The sequence below is a fragment of the Solilutibacter tolerans genome, assembly GCF_900155935.1.
In the GTDB taxonomy this organism is placed as follows: Bacteria; Pseudomonadota; Gammaproteobacteria; order Xanthomonadales; family Xanthomonadaceae; genus Solilutibacter; species Solilutibacter tolerans.
Genome location: NZ_FTLW01000005.1, coordinates 63,824 through 85,809 on the forward strand (window position 1 = coordinate 63,824; position 21,986 = coordinate 85,809).

At 61.3% G+C, this 21,986-nt stretch carries 18 protein-coding genes; 8 read left to right on the forward strand and 10 right to left on the reverse strand.

The window, feature by feature from the left end:
• Window positions 1–15: 15 nt before the first annotated feature.
• Complete coding sequence (locus BW989_RS10600; protein ID WP_076588111.1) at window positions 16–801, reverse strand: enoyl-CoA hydratase/isomerase family protein; 786 nt, start codon at window positions 799–801, stop codon at window positions 16–18.
• An 86-nt stretch (window positions 802–887) separates the two neighbouring features.
• Here BW989_RS10600 and BW989_RS10605 point away from each other — a divergent pair, with 86 nt between their 5' ends.
• The 3 genes from BW989_RS10605 to BW989_RS12915 are packed head-to-tail and all read left to right on the forward strand — an operon-like array spanning window position 888 to window position 3,231.
• A complete protein-coding gene (locus tag BW989_RS10605; RefSeq protein ID WP_207551650.1) occupies window positions 888–1,142 on the forward strand; it encodes a FeoA family protein in 255 nt (84 codons plus the stop codon).
• Complete coding sequence (feoB, locus tag BW989_RS10610; protein ID WP_076588113.1) at window positions 1,139–2,998, forward strand: ferrous iron transport protein B; 1,860 nt, start codon at window positions 1,139–1,141, stop codon at window positions 2,996–2,998. Before BW989_RS10605 ends, feoB begins: the two co-directional genes overlap by 4 nt.
• Before the next feature lie 5 nt (window positions 2,999–3,003).
• Window positions 3,004–3,231 (forward strand): DUF6587 family protein, encoded by a 228-nt coding sequence (locus BW989_RS12915; protein WP_341349907.1) that lies wholly within the window; start codon window positions 3,004–3,006, stop codon window positions 3,229–3,231.
• A gap of 3 nt (window positions 3,232–3,234) precedes the next feature.
• Here BW989_RS12915 and BW989_RS10620 read toward each other — a convergent pair whose 3' ends face one another.
• The 6 genes from BW989_RS10620 to BW989_RS10645 form a co-directional block, all read right to left on the reverse strand.
• Window positions 3,235–3,594 (reverse strand): hypothetical protein, encoded by a 360-nt coding sequence (locus BW989_RS10620; RefSeq protein ID WP_076588115.1) that lies wholly within the window; start codon window positions 3,592–3,594, stop codon window positions 3,235–3,237.
• Window positions 3,591–4,094, reverse strand: coding sequence for a bactofilin family protein (locus BW989_RS10625; RefSeq protein ID WP_076588117.1), 504 nt, complete (start codon window positions 4,092–4,094; stop codon window positions 3,591–3,593). Before BW989_RS10625 ends, BW989_RS10620 begins: the two co-directional genes overlap by 4 nt.
• Before the next feature lie 123 nt (window positions 4,095–4,217).
• Window positions 4,218–5,825, reverse strand: a complete 1,608-nt coding sequence (locus BW989_RS10630) for a carboxyl transferase domain-containing protein (RefSeq protein WP_076588119.1) — start codon at window positions 5,823–5,825, stop codon at window positions 4,218–4,220.
• A 161-nt stretch (window positions 5,826–5,986) separates the two neighbouring features.
• Window positions 5,987–6,364 (reverse strand): hypothetical protein, encoded by a 378-nt coding sequence (locus BW989_RS10635; protein ID WP_076588385.1) that lies wholly within the window; start codon window positions 6,362–6,364, stop codon window positions 5,987–5,989.
• A 209-nt stretch (window positions 6,365–6,573) separates the two neighbouring features.
• The gene (locus BW989_RS10640) at window positions 6,574–6,951 is read right to left on the reverse strand and encodes a hypothetical protein (protein WP_076588386.1); all 378 of its coding nucleotides are present in this window, start codon (window positions 6,949–6,951) and stop codon (window positions 6,574–6,576) included.
• Window positions 6,952–7,098: 147 nt separating this feature from the next.
• Window positions 7,099–8,274, reverse strand: a complete 1,176-nt coding sequence (locus BW989_RS10645; RefSeq protein ID WP_076588121.1) for a thiolase family protein — start codon at window positions 8,272–8,274, stop codon at window positions 7,099–7,101.
• 384 nt (window positions 8,275–8,658) lie between these two features.
• Here BW989_RS10645 and BW989_RS10650 point away from each other — a divergent pair, with 384 nt between their 5' ends.
• The gene (locus BW989_RS10650; protein ID WP_165688595.1) at window positions 8,659–11,421 is read left to right on the forward strand and encodes an autotransporter serine protease; all 2,763 of its coding nucleotides are present in this window, start codon (window positions 8,659–8,661) and stop codon (window positions 11,419–11,421) included.
• Between the two features lie 94 nt (window positions 11,422–11,515).
• On the opposite strand, the gene BW989_RS10655 is transcribed toward BW989_RS10650, so the two are convergent.
• The 3 genes from BW989_RS10655 to BW989_RS10665 all read right to left on the reverse strand — a co-directional run bounded on the left by BW989_RS10655 (window position 11,516) and on the right by BW989_RS10665 (window position 15,664).
• On the reverse strand, window positions 11,516–12,673 hold the full coding sequence (locus tag BW989_RS10655) for an isovaleryl-CoA dehydrogenase (RefSeq protein WP_076588125.1): 1,158 nt from the start codon (window positions 12,671–12,673) through the stop codon (window positions 11,516–11,518).
• A 147-nt stretch (window positions 12,674–12,820) separates the two neighbouring features.
• Complete coding sequence (locus BW989_RS10660) at window positions 12,821–13,921, reverse strand: Glu/Leu/Phe/Val dehydrogenase dimerization domain-containing protein (RefSeq protein ID WP_076588127.1); 1,101 nt, start codon at window positions 13,919–13,921, stop codon at window positions 12,821–12,823.
• Between the two features lie 183 nt (window positions 13,922–14,104).
• On the reverse strand, window positions 14,105–15,664 hold the full coding sequence (locus BW989_RS10665; RefSeq protein WP_076588129.1) for a phospholipase D family protein: 1,560 nt from the start codon (window positions 15,662–15,664) through the stop codon (window positions 14,105–14,107).
• Between the two features lie 135 nt (window positions 15,665–15,799).
• On the opposite strand from BW989_RS10665, the gene BW989_RS10670 reads away from it, so the two are divergent.
• From BW989_RS10670 to BW989_RS10685, 4 genes are read left to right on the forward strand one after another with little or no spacing between them, the layout of a single operon-like run.
• A complete protein-coding gene (locus tag BW989_RS10670) occupies window positions 15,800–19,288 on the forward strand; it encodes a methylmalonyl-CoA mutase family protein (protein ID WP_076588131.1) in 3,489 nt (1,162 codons plus the stop codon).
• A gap of 18 nt (window positions 19,289–19,306) precedes the next feature.
• On the forward strand, window positions 19,307–20,161 hold the full coding sequence (locus BW989_RS10675; RefSeq protein ID WP_076588133.1) for a DNA adenine methylase: 855 nt from the start codon (window positions 19,307–19,309) through the stop codon (window positions 20,159–20,161).
• Window positions 20,145–21,065 (forward strand): ParB/RepB/Spo0J family partition protein, encoded by a 921-nt coding sequence (locus BW989_RS10680; protein WP_076588135.1) that lies wholly within the window; start codon window positions 20,145–20,147, stop codon window positions 21,063–21,065. The genes BW989_RS10675 and BW989_RS10680 overlap by 17 nt, the downstream gene beginning before the upstream one ends.
• Window positions 21,066–21,072: 7 nt before the next feature.
• The gene (locus BW989_RS10685; protein WP_076588137.1) at window positions 21,073–21,984 is read left to right on the forward strand and encodes a restriction endonuclease; all 912 of its coding nucleotides are present in this window, start codon (window positions 21,073–21,075) and stop codon (window positions 21,982–21,984) included.
• The last annotated feature ends 2 nt before the right edge of the window (window positions 21,985–21,986 follow it).

The following is a 21,986-nucleotide window of genomic DNA, read 5'->3' on the forward strand; positions in this document are numbered from 1 at the left end:
AAAGTGATGGGGCCACTACTCGTTGATCCAGCTCGGCTTGCGCTTGTCGAGGAAAGCGGTCAGGCCTTCCTGTCCTTCGGGTGAGACTCGCAGGTGCGCGATCAAGGCGGCGTTGTCGGCATCGTGGCGGTCGGCGTCGCCATGTGCCGCGACATCGCGCACCAGGGTTTTTGCGCTGGCGGTGGCGATGGGGCCGGCCTTTAGGAGCAGGTCGATCTGCCGCTGCACTGCGGTGTCCAGGGTGGTGCTGTTCACCACGTCGTGCAGCAAACCGATGCGATGGGCTTCTTCGGCGCTGAAAATTTCGGCGGTGGCGAAGTAGCGCCGCGCCGCGCGCGGGCCGATCGCGCGGATCACATAAGGAGAGATGACGGCGGGCAACAGGCCCAGCTTGGCCTCGGTTAGACCGAACTTCGCCTCCGGCACGCCGATGGCGATATCGCAACAGGCCACCAGACCGACGCCGCCGCCAAAGGCCGCACCCTGCACACGGGCAATCGTCGGCTTCGGCAACTCGTCCAGCGTACGCATCAGGCGGGCGAGGGCGAGCGAGTCTTCGCGGTTCTCGGCCTCGCTCATCTGTGCCATGCCCCGCATCCAGTTGAGGTCGGCGCCGGCGGAGAACGAAGCGCCATCGCCCTCCAGCACCACCACGCGCACCGAAGTGTCATCCGCCAGCTCGGTCAGCGCCTGGGTCAACCCGGCGATCAGCTCGGCATCGAAGGCATTGTGGACCTCCGGGCGCTGCATCCGCAGCCGTGCGACCGGTCCCTCGCGTAGCAGCTGCAGCTTCCCGTCCATGAATGGCCCTCTTGAAAGAAACCATGATAAAGCGCCGCGGGCTTGGTTCAGTGTAAAATGAGAACTATTCCCATCTGGAGTGCGCCGTGCGCCTCGTTGACCTGCCGAAGAATGCGTCTGCACTGGTGGTTGCCGTGCATGCCCACGGTGAATCCGATGCCATCGCACGCCGGTTGGGCGAGATTGGTTTCGTGCCTGGAGAACCGGTGGAAGTACGTGCTGCAGGCCCGCTGGGCCGTGAGCCTTTGATGGTGCAAGTCGGTTACACGCGCTTCGCCTTGCGTCGCAGCGAAGCCGCGCGGGTGGAAGTGATGATCGAGGTGGAGGCGGCCCCAGAATGAGTGAAGCGACCCTGCCGCGCATTGCTCTGATCGGTAACCCGAACAGTGGCAAGACCGCGCTCTTCAATCTGTTGACAGGTAGTCGCCAGAAAGTGGCGAATTACACCGGCGTGACTGTGGAACGCAAGGAAGGCCGGATGCACGGTGCAGCGGGCCGTAACTACGCTGTGCTGGACTTGCCAGGTGCGTACAGCCTGACCCCGGCTAGTCTTGAAGAAGCAATCGCGCGCGATGTCTGCCGCGGCTTTTATCCAGGTGAGGCGGCGCCGGATTTATTGGTCTGTGTGGTCGATGCAACCAACCTGCGCCTGCACTTGCGCTTAGTGCTTGAGCTCAAATCGCTGGGCCGGCCGATGTTGGTTGCGCTCAATCAGATGGATGCGGCATCGCGCCGCGGGATTGAAATCGATGTCGCCGCGTTGTCGCGCGAACTGGGTCTGCCTGTGGTGGAAACCATCGCGGTGCAAGGTGATGGTGCCAAGGAATTGGTCACGAAAGTCGATGCCTTGTTCGCCAATGGTGAGCTTGAGCACATCCGTGCTTCTCCTGCACCGCAGGACCTGCACACCGAGGCACGCCGCGTGATTGATGCGAGCGTGACGATGCCGCGACGCACGGCGCGTGTCGACGATGCATTGGATCGCTGGTTGCTGCACCCGGTATTCGGCTTGCTGACACTTGCTGTGGTGATGTTCTTGATGTTCCAGGCCGTGTACGCCTGGGCCACGCCGTTGATGGACGCAATCGAGGCCGGCACGGCATGGCTTGGTGGCGTGGTTGAAGGGGCGATGGCCGATGGGCCGCTGCGCAGTCTGCTGATCGACGGCATCATCGCCGGCCTGGGCGGTGTCGTCGTGTTCCTGCCGCAGATCCTGATCCTGTTCATCTTCATTCTGATTCTGGAAGAGTCCGGCTATTTGCCGCGCGCGGCCTTCCTGCTTGACCACACCATGTCCGCAGCGGGGCTGTCAGGACGCAGCTTCATCCCACTGCTCTCGTCGTTCGCCTGCGCCGTGCCCGGCATCATGGCGACGCGCTCCATCCAGGATCCGCGTGATCGCCTCGCCACCATTCTTGTCGCGCCACTAATGACCTGTTCGGCACGCTTGCCGGTCTATGCATTGCTGATCGGCGCTTTCATTCCCTCACGAAAAGTATGGGGCGGGCTGGAGTTGCAGGGCCTCGTGCTGTTCGCGCTCTACATGGCCGGCATTGGCAGCGCCTTGCTGGTGAGTTGGGTGATGAAGCGTTGGCGTCGCGATCGTGGCGAGCATGCCTTGATGCTGGAGCTGCCCTCCTATCGCTTGCCGCATTGGCGCGATCTGGTGATAGGCCTATATGAGCGCGCGATGATCTTCCTGAAGCGCGTGGGCGGCATCATCCTTGCGATGACCGTGCTGTTGTGGTTCCTGCTGTCGTTCCCGGCGGCTCCGGCCGATGCGACCATGCCGGCCATCGATTACAGCTTCGCCGGGCGCATCGGCCATGCGATGACCGCGATCTTCGCGCCGCTCGGCTTCAACTGGCAGATCTGCATCGCGCTCATTCCCGCGATGGCTGCGCGTGAGGTCGTGGTCTCGTCGCTCGCCACGGTGTACGCGCTCTCCGCCGCCAATGACGATGCCGCATCGCAAGCGCTGTTGCCGTTAGTGCAGCAGGATTGGTCTGTGGCGACGGCGTTGTCATTGCTAGTGTGGTTCATCTATGCGCCGCAGTGCTTGTCGACGCTTGCGACCATCAAGCGCGAAACCGGTTCATGGCGACAAACTGCGTTCGCCACCGTGTATTTGTTCGCATTGGCCTACGGCGCATCGTTCATCACCTACCAGGTGGCCGTGGCGCTCGGGGCAGGATGATGTCGATGTCGCTTCTATTGCAATACGCAGTGATTGCAGTGGCGGTGCTGATGGCGGCGTTGTTTGTCTGGCGGACGCGGCTCCCGCGTTCATGGCGCGCGACGCGCATTGCTATCGCCATTCCGATGTTGCGCGAAGGTCGTCCTGGATGGATGCAAAGCCTTGGTCGCCGTATTGCGCCTTCATCAGCACTGGCATCGGGCGAATGTGGCGGATGTAGCGGTTGCGGCTAAGTTTCAGCGCGCGCGCATCCGCGTGCTGGCGACCAGATCCACGCTCAAACTGAAAGTACGCATGTCGCCGGGGTTCATCGCACCCACGCCGACGACATGCCGCGCGACTTCCTCGCCACGTTCGTTCTTGACCACGGCAACCACCGAGTATTCCCAGGCCTCGCCCGGCGCAGGACCGGGCAGGGTGCCTTCGATCTTGAGCGGTGATGACAATACCTTGCGGTCGGGCGTCGCATCGAAGCGAAGATGGCCTTTGCACTGCGGGCAGACCGCAGCGCTGGCCAGGATGGTTGCCCGGCAATGCGGACAGGTGCGAGTTGCGCCCACCTCGTCCGTCTTGCCGCGTGCGGAGAGCACGCTCATGCGGCGGCGCTGTCGTCGCTCTTGGAGGTGCTCTTGCCGTCCACCCAACCGCATTCGACATGACCACGCAGGCGCGCGCCGGAGGCAATGGTCAGGTCATCGGCCTTGATATCGCCGTTCATCGCGCTGGATGCAAGCAAGTCGACGCGCTTGGCCGCTTCGACATTGCCATCCAGTTCGCCTGAGAGCGTGACCTTCTCGGCGCGCACGCTGCCGGTGAGCTTGGCGCCCTGTTCGACCGTGAGGTCGCCCTTGACGTTGACGTCGCCCTTGAACTTGCCGGCGATGCGCACGTGGCCGGCGCCTTCGATCTTGCCTTCGATACTGAGATCGGCGGCGATCACGGACTCCTTAGCCACGGCCTTCGGCGCAGGCACCGGATCTGGTGCGCGCACGGGGGCAGCCGTGTTGGCTTGCACCGGCGGCGTGGTCACGGCTTCATTCGGGAAGTCTGCGACTTCCTTCTTGGCGTTGTTGCCAGATTCTCTCCAACTCACCATGGGGCTTCTCGAACAGGCAGCGGGGGCTGCGGGTCCATGAACTTAGCACGTGAAAACTGCGTGCATGTAAGTCCCAGGTTGGCTGGCGTTCATGTGTGAAACGCCGCACGCGGCAGACGTGCGTTACATCCGGAACACGCCGTATTTAGCTTTATCGATAGGCGCATTCAGCGATGCGGCCAAGGCCAGGCCCAATACGCGACGCGTATCCGCCGGGTCGATGATGCCGTCATCCCACAACCGTGCGGTGGCGTAATACGGGTTGCCTTGGTCTTCGTACTGCTGGCGAATCGGGGCCTTGAAGGTTTCTTCGTCGGCTTCGGACCACTCGCCGCCCTTGGCCTCGATGCCATCGCGGCGCACCGTGGCCAACACGCTGGCCGCCTGCTCGCCACCCATCACGCTGATGCGTGCGTTCGGCCACATCCACAAGAAACGACCGCCATAGGCACGCCCGCACATCGCGTAATTGCCGGCGCCAAACGAACCGCCGATCACCACCGTGAACTTGGGAACGCTGGAACACGCGACCGCCGTCACCATCTTGGCGCCGTCTTTGGCGATGCCGGCGTTCTCGTACTTCTTGCCGACCATGAAGCCGGTGATGTTCTGCAGGAACACCAGCGGGATGCCGCGCTGGTTGCACAGCTCGATGAAGTGCGCGCCCTTGAGCGCCGACTCCGAGAACAGGATGCCGTTGTTGGCGACGATGCCGATCGGCATGCCGTGGATGTGGGCGAAGCCGCAGACCAGCGTCTTGCCGTAGCGCGCCTTGAATTCCTGGAACTCGCTGCCATCAACGATGCGCGCGATCACCTCGCGGATGTCGAAGGGCTTGCGCGTGTCCTGCGGCACGATGCCGTACAGCTCGTCGGCAGCGTACAACGGCTCTGCGCTGTCCTTCAGCGCCACCGGCACCTCGCGCTTGCGGTTCAAGGTGCCGACGATGTCACGCGCGATGCTGAGCGCATGATGGTCATCTTCGGCGAAATGATCGGCCACACCCGACACGCTGGTGTGCACGTCTGCGCCGCCCAGTTCTTCGGCATCGACCACTTCGCCGGTGGCCGCTTTCACCAGCGGCGGACCGCCGAGGAAGATCGTGCCTTGTTCCTTGACGATGATCGACTCGTCGCACATCGCCGGCACGTACGCACCACCGGCGGTGCAACTGCCCATGACCACCGCGATCTGCGGAATATTCTCGCCCGACATCCGCGCCTGGTTGTAGAAGATGCGACCGAAGTGCTCCTTGTCGGGAAAGACCTCGTCCTGCAGCGGCAGAAAGGCGCCGCCGGAATCGACCAGGTAAATGCAGGGCAGGCGGTTTTCGCGTGCCACTTCCTGCGCGCGCAGGTGCTTCTTCACCGTCATCGGAAAATAGGTGCCACCCTTGACCGTGGCGTCGTTCGCGACGATCACAACTTCCTGTCCCATCACACGGCCGATGCCGGTGACGACGCCAGCCGCCGGGGCAGCATCGTCATACATGCCTTCAGCGGCGAGAGCGTTCAATTCGAGGAAGGGCGAACCCGGGTCCAGCAACGCGTCGATGCGATCGCGTGCCAGCAACTTGCCGCGCGCGGTGTGCTTGCTGCGGGCGGCCTCACCGCCACCTTCTGCCGCGCGGCGCAGGCGGGCGTGCAATTCGGCCCTCAGGGCGCGGTGGTAATCGGTGTTGGCGATGAAATCGGCGGAGCGTGGGTCTAGCTGCGAGGCGAGCGCGGGCATGGGCGATGACGGTTGGGCGAAGCGACAAGGATAACGGTTACCGCGATTTGCGGACTCAGCTCTCGCTCGGTTGGCGAGACATCGGTGGCTGCCCCGCAACATCGCGCCCAAAAAAGAAGCCCCGCCTAAGCGGGGCTTCCAGAGCTACAGCGAAGGAAGGATTAGTCCTTCTTTTCGGCGCTGGCTTCGGCCTTGGCTTCACCGGCTTCCTGCTTCATTTCAGCGGAAACGGCGTCAGCAGCGTTGGCGATGCCCGATGCAGCGTTGGCCTTGCCTTCTTCATAGGCAGCCTGGACCGGGTCGGCAGCAGCGTCGACGGCCGCAGCGGTGGCGCCAGCAGCAGCGGCGGTGGCGGCGCCAGCGGCTTCAGCCGAGGCAACAGCAGCGTCGCCAGCAGCGTTGGCAGCGTTGGCGGCTTCGGCACCGGCGGTGTCGGCAGCGGCAGCGGCTTCGTCAGCCTTCTGCTCAGCGGTCGGGGAGTTGCAGGCGGCGAGGGCCAGGGCGCTGGCAGCGATCAGGGTAGCGAGCTTAATGTTCATGGTGATCTCCAGTGGGTTGAGCAGCCCCGGGCGCAGGATTGCGACCGGCACTCCAGCTCGGTGGCTGCAATATGCAGCGGTTGAGCGGATGTTCTTCGGCTTGCAGGACCTTCAGGTCCAGCCGGGTGAAACGTGTTTGCAGAAGTCTTTCTGCAGGATGGCCGCCGGGTTGCCCCGGCGGCCAGTGTTGCAAACCTCAACGCAGGCGATTACTTGCCGTCGTTGTTGGTCGCGGCGCCAGCGCCGGCAGCAGCCTGCTCGGCCGAGTCCTGAGCCTGCTCAGCGGCGTCAGCTGCGTTCTCAGCAGCGTCGGCAGCGTCGTCAGCAGCAGCAGCGGTGCCCGAAGCGGCAGCGGCGTCAGCCTGGGTAGCAGCAGCGTCAGCAGCAGCGGCAGCGGCGTCAGCGCCGGCCTGAGCAGCGTTGGCAGCGGTTGCGTCGCCGGTGGCGGCGGCGTTGTTAGCGGCTTCCTGAGCTTCGCCAGCTGCTTCAGCAGCTTCAGCGGCCGAATCAGAAGCCTGCTGCGAGTTGGAGCAAGCAGCCAGGGCCAGACCCATGGCCAGAGCCAGCAGTGCCTTGTTCATCGTCATGATGGTGTCCTCGAATAAGTGGAATTCAACGCACACGGATGCGCGCGTTGCCGACATCATGACAAAGCGGTGAACGCTGTCAAGATGTTTGGCCGTTTTTTTTTTCTTTTGCGTTTAGGCAGGTTTAGCCGGACTTAAGCCCCGCCTTCACACCAATTCAACGGCCAGGGCCGTGGCTTCGCCACCACCGATGCATAGAGCCGCCACGCCGCGCTTGCCGCCACGGGCCTGGAGTGCATGGATCAAGGTCACCAGCAGGCGCGCGCCTGAGCAGCCGATCGGGTGGCCCAGCGCCAGGGCGCCGCCATTCACGTTCAACTTGTCATGCGGGATGCCCAGATCGGTCATCGGTGCCATGGCCACGCAGGCGAAGGCTTCGTTGATCTCGAACAGGTCGACATCCTCAATCTTCCAGTCTGCCTTTTCCAGCACTTTGCGCACGGCATCGAGCGGGGCGGTGGTGAACCACTCGGGCGCTTGAGAGTGGGTGGCGTGGGCGACGATGCGGGCGATCGGCTTGGCGCCGGCGCGTTCTGCAGCCTCGGCCGACATCACCACCAGTGCGGCGGCACCGTCGGAAATCTTGGAAGAAGATGCAGCGGTCAGCACGCCATCCTTGCCGAACGCGGCACGCAGGCCCGGGATCTTGCTGGTGTCGATCTTGCCAGGCTCTTCGTCGGTGTCGACCACGACATCGCCTTTGCGGCCCTTGACGGTGACCGGGGCGATTTCGGCCTTGAATGCGCCATCGGCGATGGCCTGCTGCGCGCGGCGCACGGACTCGGCGGAATAGGCATCCACACCTTCGCGGTCATAGTCGTACTTCGCGCAAGTGCGATCACCGAATACGCCCATCGCCAGGCCGTCATCCGGGTTGGTCAAACCGTCATAGGCCATATGGTCGATGAAGGGTGCATTGCCATAGCGGATGCCCGTACGCGAGCCATTCAATAGGTGCGGCGCGTTGGTCATCGATTCCATGCCGCCTGCGATCACCGTGGAGGCAGAGCCTGCCTTGATCAGATCATGGGCCAGCATCACTGCTTTCATGCCCGATCCGCAGACCTTGTTGATGGTGGTGGCCCCGGCGGCATCGGGCACGCCCGCGGCGCGTGCAGCTTGGCGCGTCGGCGCTTGGCCCAAACCGGCCGGCAAGACGCAGCCCATGATGACTTCGTCGACGACTGCCTTATCCAAGCCGGCCTGATCCAGTGCTGCGGTGATGGCCGTGGCGCCCAGGGTGGGGGTGGGCACGCCGGTGAACTGACCGAGCATGGAACCGATGGCAGTGCGCTTGGCACCGACAATGACGACGTCAGACATGGGGGACTCCGATACGCGAAACGTCAATTATCGCGCGGATACCGCCCGGGTCAAAGTGTGTCGCTCGTAACAAAACTGTCTGGTTGTGATTACGTGTGGGCATGAACAGGGGCTGTCTATTGTTTTCATGTGTTTGACCGACTACAACAGGGTACCGGCCCATGGAGGGAGCCTTGGGCCGCGTCCCCCGTATCACTTACATGGAGTCTTGAGATGCGCTGTCTGTCTCACCGTAATGTCTTGTCGCTGGCTGTAGCCGGTGTGCTGTCCGTTGGCCTGACCGCGTGTGGAGGCGGCGGTGGAACAAAGTCATCACCCCCTCCGCCGACCACCCCGGGTGGAAGTGGCCTAGGGTTCACGCCGACGGTGACGAACGATTCTTCGTTGACGCAATTGACTCCGCCGACAGCTGCATCCACGCCTGCGCCGCGTGATTTTTCAGGCCAACAGCTGGCCGAGCATTTATTGCTCATCAATGCAGGTGGGGCGCTGGCAGCGGGACAAACCGGCCAGGGGGTGACCATTGGCGTGCTGGATTCGGGCGTGGACCGCAATCATCCGGGCCTGTCGCCGCGGGTGATTCGCAACATCATGCCGCCCGCCAGCTGGACTGGCTACGATCGTTCGGTGGACGACAAAGTCGGGCATGGCACCGTGGTGTCGCTGTTGGCAGCCGGCGGCGCTGTCAGCGGACAGTATTCGGGCGGACAAACCGGGCAATGGCCCGGCGGCGTGGCACAGTCGGCCAACATTGTGTCCTGGCGTTTCATCCGTGATGAGCGCCCGGTCGACGATGGCACCAATCAGGGCGGCAACGAAATCATGGCCGGCCAGGGTTATGGCGACTATTTCAAGGCGCTCAACGCCGATTTGGCCAATGCCGGCTCGCGCATCATCAACAATTCATGGGGCGGCCTGTACTGGAACGACCCGGCGCTCACGGTCGAGTTGGCCACTGCGTACAAGGACTTCATCGTCGGTCGTGGCGGCTTGGTTGTTTTCGCCAACGGCAACAGCGGTGATTCGACCAACCCCGACCTAGCCAACAACCCCTCCGACAACGCCGCGCTGCCCAGCATGCACAACGGCGATCCCGCGCTGGAGAAAGGCTGGTTGACGGTGGGCGCGCTGGATCCGGATAACCCGACGCAGCTGACCTCGTACTCGCAAAAGTGCGGCCATGCGATGAACTATTGCCTGGTGGCACCCGGTGATGTGGTGTTCCCGCTCAAGGACGCCAGTGGTGTCATGCGCTTCTATCAGGGCGGTGGCACCTCCTATGCCGCTCCGTTGGTGTCGGGCGCGGCAGCGGTCGTCTGGGCGGCATTCCCTTACATGACCAACGACCAGGTCCGCCAGGTCCTGTTGGGCACGGCAAAGGATCTCGGCGCCGCCGGTGTCGACAACGTGTTTGGTTGGGGTTTGCTGGATGTCACCAAGGCATCGCAAGGACCGGGCAATTTTGCTTGGGGTGATTTCAGCGCCAACGTGACCAGCAATTCGGTCTGGCGTAACAACATCACCGGCACGGGCGGCCTGACCAAAGCTGGTGCGGGTACGCTCACCCTCACCAATGGCCAGAGTTATACCGGTGACACGCGTGTAGACGGCGGTGCGCTTGACGTACGGAGCGGCTTGGGTGCCTCCAAGTTGTTCGTCGGCGCTAATGGTCTTGTGTATGGCAGTGGCAACTTCGCGCGTGGTGTGGACAACAGCGGGCGTTTCTTCAGTGGTCGAGATGCTGGTGCGACCATTACTGGCAACTATCTGCATACATCCAGCGCCAACCTAGGCGTGTGGTTGGGCACGCCCTTGCAGGTCAGTGGCACGGCCACGCTGCAGGGTGGCCAGGTCAGCATTCTTGGCAGTCGCACGGGTTACACGACCAGTGCACGCGAGACGCTGCTTAACGCCATCGGTGGCGTGACCGGCACATTCAGCGCCGTACGCGCCGCGCCCAATGTGTTCCTCGACGCCACGTTGGGTTACGACGCCAACAACGTCTTCCTCAACATCAACCGCATCCAGATCAATGCAGCGGCAGCGGGCTTCGGCTTCACCGGTGCCTCGCTGGATGCGGCTCAGCGTGTCGAGCTCGCTTTCGGTGCGATTGATGGCGGAATCGTCCCGCCAAATGCCAGCTTTGTTGGTGGTGCGGCGGACTTCCAGAACACCAGCCTCAATGCAGCCATCGCCGAGCGTTCGCTGCGCAGCCTGGCCGGCCAGATGCATACGGCCAATCTGGCATTGACGCTGGAATCGATGGATGCCGGTCGTCGTGCGATGACCGACCGTTTCGACACCTTGGTCGACCGTCCGACGCTCACCGGCAGCTGGAGCCAGAACCTGCGTGACAACGGCGGTCTGGCGCAGGCCGGATTCAGCGGCATGGACTACCAGCTAGATGGCTGGATGATGGGTCAGGATGTACGTGTCGGTCGCAATGCTGTGTTTGGTCTGGCAGCTAGCCACGCCGAGGGCAGTGGCTGGATGTCGGACCTCGGGGACCGCACCCGCAACCGTCAAACGCAGGCTCAGGCCTATGTCGGTTGGCTGGGCAAGCAGGCCTACTTGCATGGTGGCATCGGTGCCGGCCAGTTTGACCGCGAGGTGGAGCGCAATGTGCAGCTGGGCCTCCGCAATGAGAACGTCAACTCGCTCAGTGGTGGTGACTACGCTTTCGCCAACATCGAGACCGGTTATCGCTTCTCGCTGGGGGCGCTTGGTTTGTCGCCGTATGCCGGCAGTCAGTACGCGCATATCCGCAACGATGGCTTCAGCGAGGCTGGCGCGTCCGGTTTCGGCTTGCGTGCCGATGGTTGGAGTTTCGACCGTTGGCAGGCGTATGGCGGCCTGCGTTTGAATCGCGATTGGCAGGTGGGCAATGGCCTGCAATTGGGTTGGGATGCGCGCGCCGAATGGCAGCGCACCTTGTCTGATAGCAATCCGCTGCTGGCCAGCTTCACCGGCATCGAACAGTGGTCGCCGGTCAGCGGTTTGTCGATGGCGCGCCAGAGCAATCTGTTTGGCCTGGGCTTCAACGCAAGCTGGAAAAATGGCAGCTTGTTGCGTCTGGACCTCAGCCATCGCCAGAGCGAGCTGGGTGACAACAGCATGGCCAACGCCAGCTACCGTTACCGCTTCTGATCGTTGTGGTGGAAACGAAAAACGCGGCCCGTGGGCCGCGTTTTTTTATGGGGTGATGTCGCATCAGAAGCAACATCGCCTATCCAAGATCAAATCAACCGTGGCCGTTGAACAACTCGCGGCCAATCAACATGCGACGGATTTCGTTGGTGCCTGCACCGATGGCATAAAGCTTGGCGTCGCGCATCAGGCGGCCGGCCGGGAACTCGTTGATGTAGCCGTTGCCGCCGAGTGCCTGGATGGCCTCCATGGTGACGTTCACCGACGCCTCGCTGGCGTGCATCAGGCACGAAGCGGCATCGACGCGGCTCTTGTGGCCGGCGTCGTAGTCGCGGGCGACTTGATACGCGAACGCGCGGCTGGAAGCGAGCGCGGTGTACATGTCGGCGATCTTCGCCTGCATCAACTGGAACGTGCCGATGGCGACATCAAACTGCTTACGCTCGCGCACGTAGGGCAGGGTGAGATCGAGCGCGGCCTGCATCAAACCAATCGGGCCACCCGACAACACCAGACGCTCGGTGTTGAGGCCCGCCATCAGCACTTTCACGCCCTGGTTCACTTCACCCAGCACGTTTTCCGCGGGGATTTCGCAATCCTCGAACACCAGCTCGCAGGTGTTGGAACCGCGCATGCCCAGCTTGTCGAGCTTTTGCGCGGTGGAAAAGCCCTTCATGCCCTTCTGGACGATGAAGGCCGTCATCGCGCGCGAGTCTTCGCTCTTGGGCGCGGTGCGCATGTAGACCACCAGTACGTCAGCCTCGGGGCCGTTGGTGATCCACATCTTGTTGCCGTTGGCCACCCACACATCGCCCTTCAATTCCGCGCGGCAGGCCATCGAGCCGACCACGTCCGAGCCCGCACCCGGCTCGCTCATCGCCAATGCGCCTTTCCATTCGCCGCTGCACAGCTTCGGCAAATACTTCTGCCGCTGCGCCTCGTTGCCGTTGGCGTACAGGTTGTTGACGCAGAGGTTGGAATGCGCACCGTACGACAAGCCAATCGAGCCAGATGCGCGGGAGATTTCCTCCATCGCCACCAGATGCGCCAGATAGCCCATCTCACTGCCGCCGTATTCGCCGGGAATGGTCAGGCCCAGCAGCCCCATCTCACCCAGCTTGGGCCACAGGTCTTGCGGGAACCAGTTGTCGTCATCCACTTGCCCAGCGCGTGGCGCGATTTCGACATCGGCAAAGCGGCTGACCGCATCGCGCAGGGCATCGATTTCTTCACCAAGTTTGGGCATGTGCATTGGATATTGGCTCTGCGTATTGTTTGAGGTGGCAGAGCCCCCCTTTGGTTAAGGGGGGCGCCGCGACAGCGGCGGGGGATAGGGAGATATCAGAGGGGCCCGAAGTTTGTGAAACAAACTTTGGGATTGATTCTGGCACGGCCAGAATCAGTTGCCGCGAATGCGGCCCTGGAAGCGCGGCGTGCCGCGGCCCATCGACAGCTTGAGCTTGCCGATCTTTTCGATGCGCTCTTCGGCCATGCGGTCGGCGGCCTGGTAGGTCGGGATGCCATCACGCTCGGCGATCTCGTAGATGCGGCCCAGGTTGTGATAGATCGTGCGCATCATGCGCATCGCGCGTTCGCGGTTGTAGCCGTCCAGCTCCAGCGCCACGTTCATCACGCCGCCCGCGTTCACCGCGTAATCCGGTGCGTACAGGATGCCGCGCTTGGTGACTTCGTCGCCGATTGCGTTGTTGGCCAGCTGATTGTTGGCCGCGCCGCAGATGATCTTCGCCTTCAGGCGGTCCAGCGTGTTCTCGTTGACAGTGCCGCCCAGCGCACAGGGCGAATAGACATCGGCCGGGACGTCGTAGATCTCGTCCAAACCCACGGCCTCGGCGCCGAATTCGTTCACCGCACGATCGACCAACTTCTGGTTGATGTCGGTGACGAAGATCTTCGCGCCGCGCTCCTTCAGCAGCTTGACGAACTCCATGCCCACGTGGCCCAGGCCCTGCACGGCATAGGAGTACTTGCCCACTTCTTCATCGCCATGCTTCTTGTTGAGCGTGGCCATCAGGCCCTGCAGCGTGCCGTAGGCGGTGAAGGGCGAGGGGTCGCCCGAGCCACCGTGGACCTGGTGCACGCCGGTGACGTATTCGGTCTCGCGGTAGACGTATTCCATGTCGTTGACGTCGATGCCGACATCTTCTGCGGTGATGTAACGGCCGTTGAGCGACTCGACAAATTGACCAAACGCGCGGAACAGCGCTTCGGACTTGTCCTGCGAGGCATCACCGATGATCACGGCCTTGCCGCCGCCCAGGTTCAGGCCGGCCACGGCGTTCTTGTAGGTCATGCCGCGCGACAGGCGCAGCACGTCGTTGAGCGCCTCTTCCTCGGTCGCGTAATTCCACATGCGGGTGCCGCCCAGCGCCGGCCCCAGCACGGTGCTGTGGATGGCGATGATGGCCTTCAGGCCGGCATCCTTGTTGTGGCAAAAGACGATCTGTTCGTGACCGGTGTGGTCGAGGGTTTCAAACACCATGGTGGCTCCGTGCCCGCGTGGGCGTCGTAGTTGATTGGCGATGGGGCGTCCGGGCGTTGCCGGGGCATCGCGTCGAGGAAAAACAAGCCGACATTCTAGCCCATCTGTCCGGGCCGACCGGTCAACCGGGATGCCCGCGGCGGGCAGGGAAGCTCCATCCGCAGTCGTATGTTTTTCCCGCGTTTACAGCTGCGATTCGATCGGCAACCAGCGCATCACCGTGGCCACGGCGCGCTGCCAGGTGCTGCTTTCGGGCTCTTTGTGCAAGCGGGCAGGCGGGGTGCTGCGCGCATCCAGCCAGACCAGCTGGCCCGTCTCGTCCAGCGTCACCTGGTAGCTCAGCGTGGGGCTGGACAGGTACCGATATTCGTCGGCCAAGGCCTTGGCCAAGCCGGGTTGCTCAAACAGCAGGCCCATCTCGGTATTGAGCTTCATCGAGCGCGGGTCCAGGTTGAACGAGCCGATGAACCCTTGCTCATCATCAATCACATAGGCCTTGGTGTGCAGGCTGGCGCCGCTGCTGCCCAATAGCGAATGCCCGGTTACCTCTCCCGGTTGCGCGCGCAATTCGTGCAGCTTCACGCCGCCCTTGAGCAAGTCCTTGCGATAGCGCGAATAGCCACCATGCACCGCCAGCACATCATTCGCGGCCAATGAGTTGGTGATGATGCCAATCTCCTTGCCCGCGGCCACGCTTGCGACCAGTTTGCCGGTGAAACTCTCGCCGGGCACGAAGTAGGGCGATATCAACATGGCTTGTTGCCGTGTGCTGCCCAGTTGCCTGGCCAGATGTTCCACCAGCCATTCTGGGCGGCTGTCTTCCTTCCACTTCAGTGGTGGGTCGGAGAGCACTTGCATGCGCGCACTCCAATGGATCGGCACCGCGCCTTCGAAATAATCGGCGATGGGCACCTCACGGGCGACGCGCAACAGATATTTCTGCGCGGCCTCGGTATTGCTTTCGGCCTCGATCATCGCAAGAAACGCATCGATTTCCTTCTTGGACACGCTCGTCATCGCATCCACCGGGATCACCGCTTCGCTATTCCAGAAACGGTCGAAGATCGCACTGGCCTGGTCCACCACCGGGCCGGCCAACGCCACATCCATGTCATGGAAATTCGCCTCGGTCGAGGCATCGAAATACTCCTCGCCGATATTGCGCCCACCGACGATCGCCAACCGGTTGTCGACGATCCATGCCTTGTTGTGCATGCGATGGTTGAGGTTGAGCCCGCGCACCAGCATCTCCAGCACGCGGTCGGGCCCGCTGCGGTTGCGCGCAGGGTTGTACAGGCGGATCTCGATACGCGGATGCGCGTCCAGCGCCACCAGCGCCGCGTCCTTGCCGGCCGTGTCCATGTCGTCCAGCAGCAGGCGCACGCGCACGCCGCGTTCGGCGGCCATCCATAACTCGCGGCCCAGCAAGCGTCCGGTGATGTCGTCATGCCAGATGTAGTACATCGCATCCAGACTGCGGCCCGAGGCCCGGGCGGTGGCTGCACGCAGGGCAAAAGCATCCAGCCCATCGCTGACCATCACAGCGCCACTTTCATCCGGATGCGCGGCCAGTTGTGGCTCCACCGCCCGGTCGATCGCGGTCTGGCCGGGCACCACGGGCAGGGCATGTCCCGGCGCCCCCACGGCACGCGGCATCAGCTGGTCGGCGAATATCCAGCCCAGCACGACCAAGACAACGATCAGGACCAGGCCTTGCAGCGAGCGGCGGGCGAGCTTGTTCATCGCATCAATCTTAATGGGCGCGCGCGGGCATGGGGATGCCGCTTCGCCCCACTTCCCACGTGGCCCCGTACGGAACGGGTGCACCGGCGCACCCGTTACAATCAGGGATTGATCGCACTAGCTAAAGAGACGCGCATGAGTACGCCCGCCGCACAGCTCCCCGAATCCACCACCGAGCGCAGCCCGCTGCGTTTCGTGACCGCCGCCAGCCTGTTCGATGGCCATGACGCTGCCATCAACATCATGCGCCGGTTGATCCAGGGGCAGGGCGCGGAAGTCATCCACCTCGGCCACAACCGCTCGGTGGAAGACGTGGTGCGCGCAGCCCTGCAGGAAGATGCCGATGGCATCGCGCTCTCCAGCTATCAGGGCGGGCACGTCGAGTACTTCAAGTACATGGTCGACATGCTGAAAGAACGCGGCGCCAGCCATATCCGCGTGTTCGGCGGCGGAGGCGGCACCATCACCCCGGAAGAAATCCGCGAGCTGCAGGACTACGGCGTCGAGCGCATCTACCACCCCAATGACGGCATGAAGATGGGCCTGGTGGAGATGATCGAAGATGTAGTCAAGCGCGCCGAAGCGGGCCGGCATGCGAAAGGGGGTCAGGTTCACTTTTCTCCGTTGTTCGGGAGGAAACATGCGGCTGGGTTCATAAGTGAACCTGACCCCGTTTCAGAGATCGAGATCGGCCGCATGCTCTCGGCCATCGAGGATGGTCTGGTCGATGACGCCCAGCTCCCGCGCCTGCGCAAGGAATGGCAGCTCGCCGGCGGCAGCACGCCCGTCATCGGCATCACTGGTACCGGCGGCGCGGGCAAGTCCTCGGTCACCGATGAATTGCTCAACCGCTTCCTCGCCAGTTTCCCCGAGATGCACATCGCGGTGATTTCGGTCGACCCGACCCGTCGCCGCACCGGTGGCGCATTGCTGGGCGACCGCATCCGCATGAACTCCCTGCGTTCCGACCGCATCTTCATGCGCTCGATGGCCACGCGTCGCCAGCACGCCGCCACCAACGTGGTGCTGAAGGATTCCATTGGTTTCCTGAAGTCGCTGGGCTATGACCTCGTCATCGTCGAGACTGCCGGCATCGGCCAGAGCGATTCGGAGATTGTCGACCTTGTCGATTTCCCGATGTACGTGATGACCAGCGATTACGGCGCGGCTTCGCAGCTGGAAAAAATCGACATGCTCGATTTCGCCGAGCTCGTCGTCCTCAACAAGTTCGACAAGCGCGGCGCGGAAGACGCCCTGCGCGACGTGCGCAAGCAGTGGAAGCGCAACCGTGTTGCCTTCCAGACCCCGGACGAGGATGTGCCGGTTTATCCGACCATCGCCTCGCAGTTCAACGACCCGGGCGTGTCGTGGATGTTCGCCAACCTGACCCGCCTCTTGCGCGAAAAACTCTCGCTGCCGGCGGAAAAGTGGACGCCCAGCATCGACACCTCGCTCAAAGAGCCGCGTGCGACGGTGCTGATCCCCGGCGCGCGCGTGCGTTACCTCGCCGAAATCGCCGAGCAGGGCCGCAGCATCAACTCGCGCATCGAATCACAAGCCGAGATCGCCGACCGCGCGCAGTCACTGTGGCAGGCCCTGCACGAATTGGAGGATGCGAAGTTGCCGGCGCAACTCGCGCTGTATGCCGATGATGCATTGATGGAAGGCGACGACCGCAGCCTGAAGACGCTGCGCCAGCGCTACAACGATGCCGTGCAATCGCTCGATTCCGAAGCCCTCAAGCTGCTGCGCGAATGGCCGGCCCGCCTCAAGTCGATCACCGACGACGTCAACGAATACCAAGTGCGCGACAAGACCATTCGCGTCGAGAACTACCGCGAATCGCTCAGCCACCAGAAGATCCCCAAGATCGCTGCGCCCACCTACAAGAGCTGGGGCGAGCTGCTCACTTTCCTGCAGAAGGAAAACCTGCCGGGTTACTACCCGTACACCGGCGGCGTGTATCCGTATCGTCGCACGGGGGAAGACCCCATCCGCATGTTCGCCGGCGAGGGCACGCCGGAGCGCACCAATCGCCGCTTCCATTACCTCTCCGTCGGCCAGCCCGCTGCACGCCTGTCCACCGCGTTCGACAGCGTGACGCTGTATGGCGAGGACCCCGCGCCGCGCCCGGACATCTACGGCAAGATCGGCAACTCCGGCGTCAACATCCCGACGCTCGACGACATGAAGAAGCTGTACTCCGGCTTCGACCTGTGCGCGCCGACGACGTCTGTCTCGATGACCATCAATGGGCCCGCGCCGATCATCCTGGCGATGTTCATGAACACCGCCATCGACCAGCAGGTGGAGAAATACCTGAAGGCCGATGACGCACGCTGGCAAGCGGCGCAGCAGAAGATCGACCAGCTGTTCGAAGGCCGCACGCGCCCCGTGTATTCCGGTGAATTGCCGCAGGGCAATGACGGTCTGGGCCTGGGGCTGCTCGGTGTCAGTGGTGATCAGGTGGTCGATGCCGAAACCTACGCGCGCATCAAGGCCGAGACGCTCAAGACCGTGCGCGGCACGGTGCAGGCCGACATCCTGAAAGAAGACCAGGCGCAGAACACCTGCATCTTCAGTGCCGAATTCGCGCTGCGGATGATGGGCGACATCCAGCAGTACTTCGTCGAAAACGGCGTGCGCAATTTTTATTCGGTGTCGATCTCCGGCTATCACATCGCCGAAGCGGGGGCGAACCCGATCTCGCAGCTGGCCTTCACGCTCAGCAACGGCTTCACCATCGTCGAGTATTACCTGGCACGCGGCATGAAGATCGACGACTTCGCGCCCAACCTGTCGTTCTTCTTCAGCAACGGCATGGACCCGGAATACACCGTCATCGGCCGCGTCGCCCGCCGCATCTGGGCCCGCGCCATGCGCGAGCGCTACGGCGCCTCCGCCCGCAGCCAGATGATGAAGTACCACATCCAGACCAGCGGCCGCTCCCTGCACGCGCAGGAAATCCAGTTCAACGACATCCGCACCACGCTGCAGGCGCTCTACGCCTTGTTCGACAACTGCAACAGCCTGCACACCAACGCCTATGACGAGGCGATCACCACCCCGACCGAGGAATCCGTGCGCCGCGCGGTGGCGATCCAGATGATCATCAACAAGGAGCTGGGCCTCAACTTCTGCGAAAACCCGTGGCAGGGCAGCTTCATCGTCGACAAGCTGACCGATCTGGTGGAAGAGGCCGTGTACAAGGAATTCGAAGCCATCAGCGAACGCGGCGGCGTGCTGGGCGCGATGGACACCATGTACCAGCGCGGCAAGATCCAGGAAGAGTCGCTCTACTACGAGCACAAGAAACACGATGGCTCGCTGCCGCTGGTGGGCGTGAATACCTTCCTGCCCAAGGAGCATGCCGGCGAAGTGGCGACCGAGATCGAACTGATCCGCTCGACGGAAGGCGAGAAAGGCCAGCAGATTGATAACGTACTGGGGTATCAAGGAAATCGGAATGGGTTTGTGTCAGATGGGTTGAAGAGCCTGCAGGCGACAGCGCGGGAGCGGCGGAATGTGTTTGAATCACTGGTAGAGGCGGTGAAAACGCATAGCCTTGGGCAGATCTCGCACGCGTTGTATGACGTGGGTGGGGAGTACAGGCGGAATATGTAGGGCGACAAGGAAGCGCATATGGGGGAGTCAATCAGTCACGCGCCTCTTGCTTCTCCCATTCGCTGGGCGGGGAGTAAGCGAAAGTTGCTGCCAATTCTTAGGTCCATGTGGCGATCGTCGGATCGCCGCTATATCGAAGCCTTTGCTGGCTCTGCGTGTCTTTACTTCAATATTCGCCCAGAAGAGGCACTTCTAAACGACGCAAACGCCGATTTGATTTCGGCGTACGCGGTGCTCGCCAAGAATCCTGTAAAGCTTCATGCGCGGCTGCTCTCAATTCCTGTGGATGCGGCTACTTATGGAGAGATTAGGGCTTCCAAGCCATCAACTAAGTTTGAATCCGCTGTTCGTTTTTTCTACTTGAATCGCTACTGCTTCAACGGCATATATCGAACTAATAAACTCGGTGCATTTAACGTGCCATTCGGGCGTAGGACCGGTGGTTTTCCGAGTATCGAGCAGTGGAGGGAGTCCTCGAAGGCTCTTCGGGGCGCGCAGCTTCACTCCGGCGATTTCGAGAGCGTAGTTCGTGAGAATGTGCGTGAGGGTGACTTCGTTTATCTCGATCCTCCATACGCAGTCAGTAACAGACGAGTGTTTACGCAGTATTCGGCTAATGAGTTCGGTATCGATGACCTTCGTCGTCTCAGGTCAGTAATGGATCACATCGATGATGTAGGTGCGACCTTTGTAGTGTCGTATGCGTTGAGCAAAGAGACAAAAGTGCTCAGTGATGGCTGGTTTAGCTTTCGAACTCTTGCGCAACGCAATGTTGCGGGGTTCTCGCAGCACAGGCGTAAAGCGGTAGAGGTAATTGTCACGAATGATGAAAATCGTCTTAAGGTGAGGAAGAAAGATGCCAAGCCTGCTTGAGCTAAACGTCAGTGAGATACACGCTGATCCAAACAATCCTCGCGAGCGGTTTCCGCAGGAAGAGTTGGATAGGCTGGCGGAATCAATTGATCAAGTCGGAATCCTAGTCCCGGTTGTAGTTTATCCGGAGGATGGCGGCTATCGACTCTTAGATGGTGAGCGTCGATGGAGATGTGCGCAAATTCTGGGACATCCCACAATTCCCGCTGTGGTTGTTTCGCCTCCAGATGAGGCGAGTCGTTTGCAGCAAATGTTCAACATTCACCTTGTGCGCGAGCAGTGGCAAGATATTCCTACTGCTCATGCTCTTAAGAAACTGATTGACGAAACAAAAGTCACGTCGCCATCACAATTGTCGGCGATGACAGGTATTTCTACGCAGCAGGTCAATCGTTATCTTTTTGCGCTTAGCCTGAGTGGGGATGTGTGGGCTGCGGTAGAGTCTGGACAGGTGCCGCTCAACTACTTCTACGAGGTCTATAAGGCTTTTATTCAGCCGTTGGAATCAGACAGACCGGCAATTTTCGCGAAGTATGGGCGCGATCAATTGCTGAAAAATTTTCTCGATAAGCGTTCGAGTGGTGCGATCTCTGACGTTGTCAGTGTGCGCGATGCGAAATACATAATTCGAAAGGCAGCGGAAGATGATCCGGACAATACAAAGCCCGGGCCGCTCGACGACACTATTTCCCGATTAATTGATGACCCGGAGCTCTCTGTTAAAGACGCTTACGAAGAAACAGTTATGGTTTCGATCGAGGCCGATAAGCTGGAGCAGCGTGCAGACAACTTGGTAGCCGCATTTGTGCGGCTGTTGGACAAGGCAAAGACTGATGTTGATGCCACCAGTCAGATCAAGGGTGTCGCTAATGGTCTTATTGCAAAGCTAACCGCATTGCTCTGAGGGCGGCATGGAAAGCCTAGATCAGGCCGATAACGGCATAGACCGAGATGTTTTGCTCGAGAGAGTAAAGGCTGCGTCCTTTTTCGCAGAGGAGGGATGGGCTGCGTCGACTGCAGCATTAGATCTTGGTGCTGTTCGATGGTCGCCATCGTTTGTGCGGGAGGGCGGTGCTTTGACGCTGATCCTTGGTGCCGACATACCCAACTTTTTGCAGAGGCGGCTTGAGGCGGCGCATGCGGCGGGCATCAAATTGCTCTGCGTAGTGGATCTCGCCGCGCTCAGTTCTCCAAAAACCTTGGCCTTCTTATCGGACATCGACGCTGGGGTGTCCCTCGTGCTCGAGGATTTGTCGCTATCTCCGCCGATGGCGCTTTTGAAGTTTTTGGGATCTGAAGAATTCGCGGTTGAGCCAGGCATTAGGCAGCATCTGATAAGTAATGGCCTCAGAGCATGTAAAGCTGCTGCGACGAATGATCTGAAGGGCAAGACTTTGGAATGGCTTCTTCACTTCATGTTCTCGCAAGTTCGAGATTTTCGCGTGCGTTCTTGCAATTACCGTACTGCCAGCGAAGAGCTTGATGTGGTCGTTCAGCTCACCAATCTTGATCCAGCTCGTTGCTGGTCCCACTTGGGTGCTCCATTTCTCATCGTGGAAGCAAAAAATCGAAAAAATAAGTCTGGTCAAGAAGTCGTCAGCAAGTTGTATACGATCATTTCGGTCAAGCGAGGAACCTGCAAGGTTGGATTTGTGGTCTCTTTATCGGGATTCACGAGTGATGCGCATACTCAGGTCCTAAAGTTGGCGGCAACGGACAGGACGTTCGTTTTGTTGGATGAAGCAGCGCTGGAACGTTGGGCTTTATCAGATGACTACGATCGCGAGTTGAGTGACATCGTTGCGGAAGCGATGCTCAATTAGCC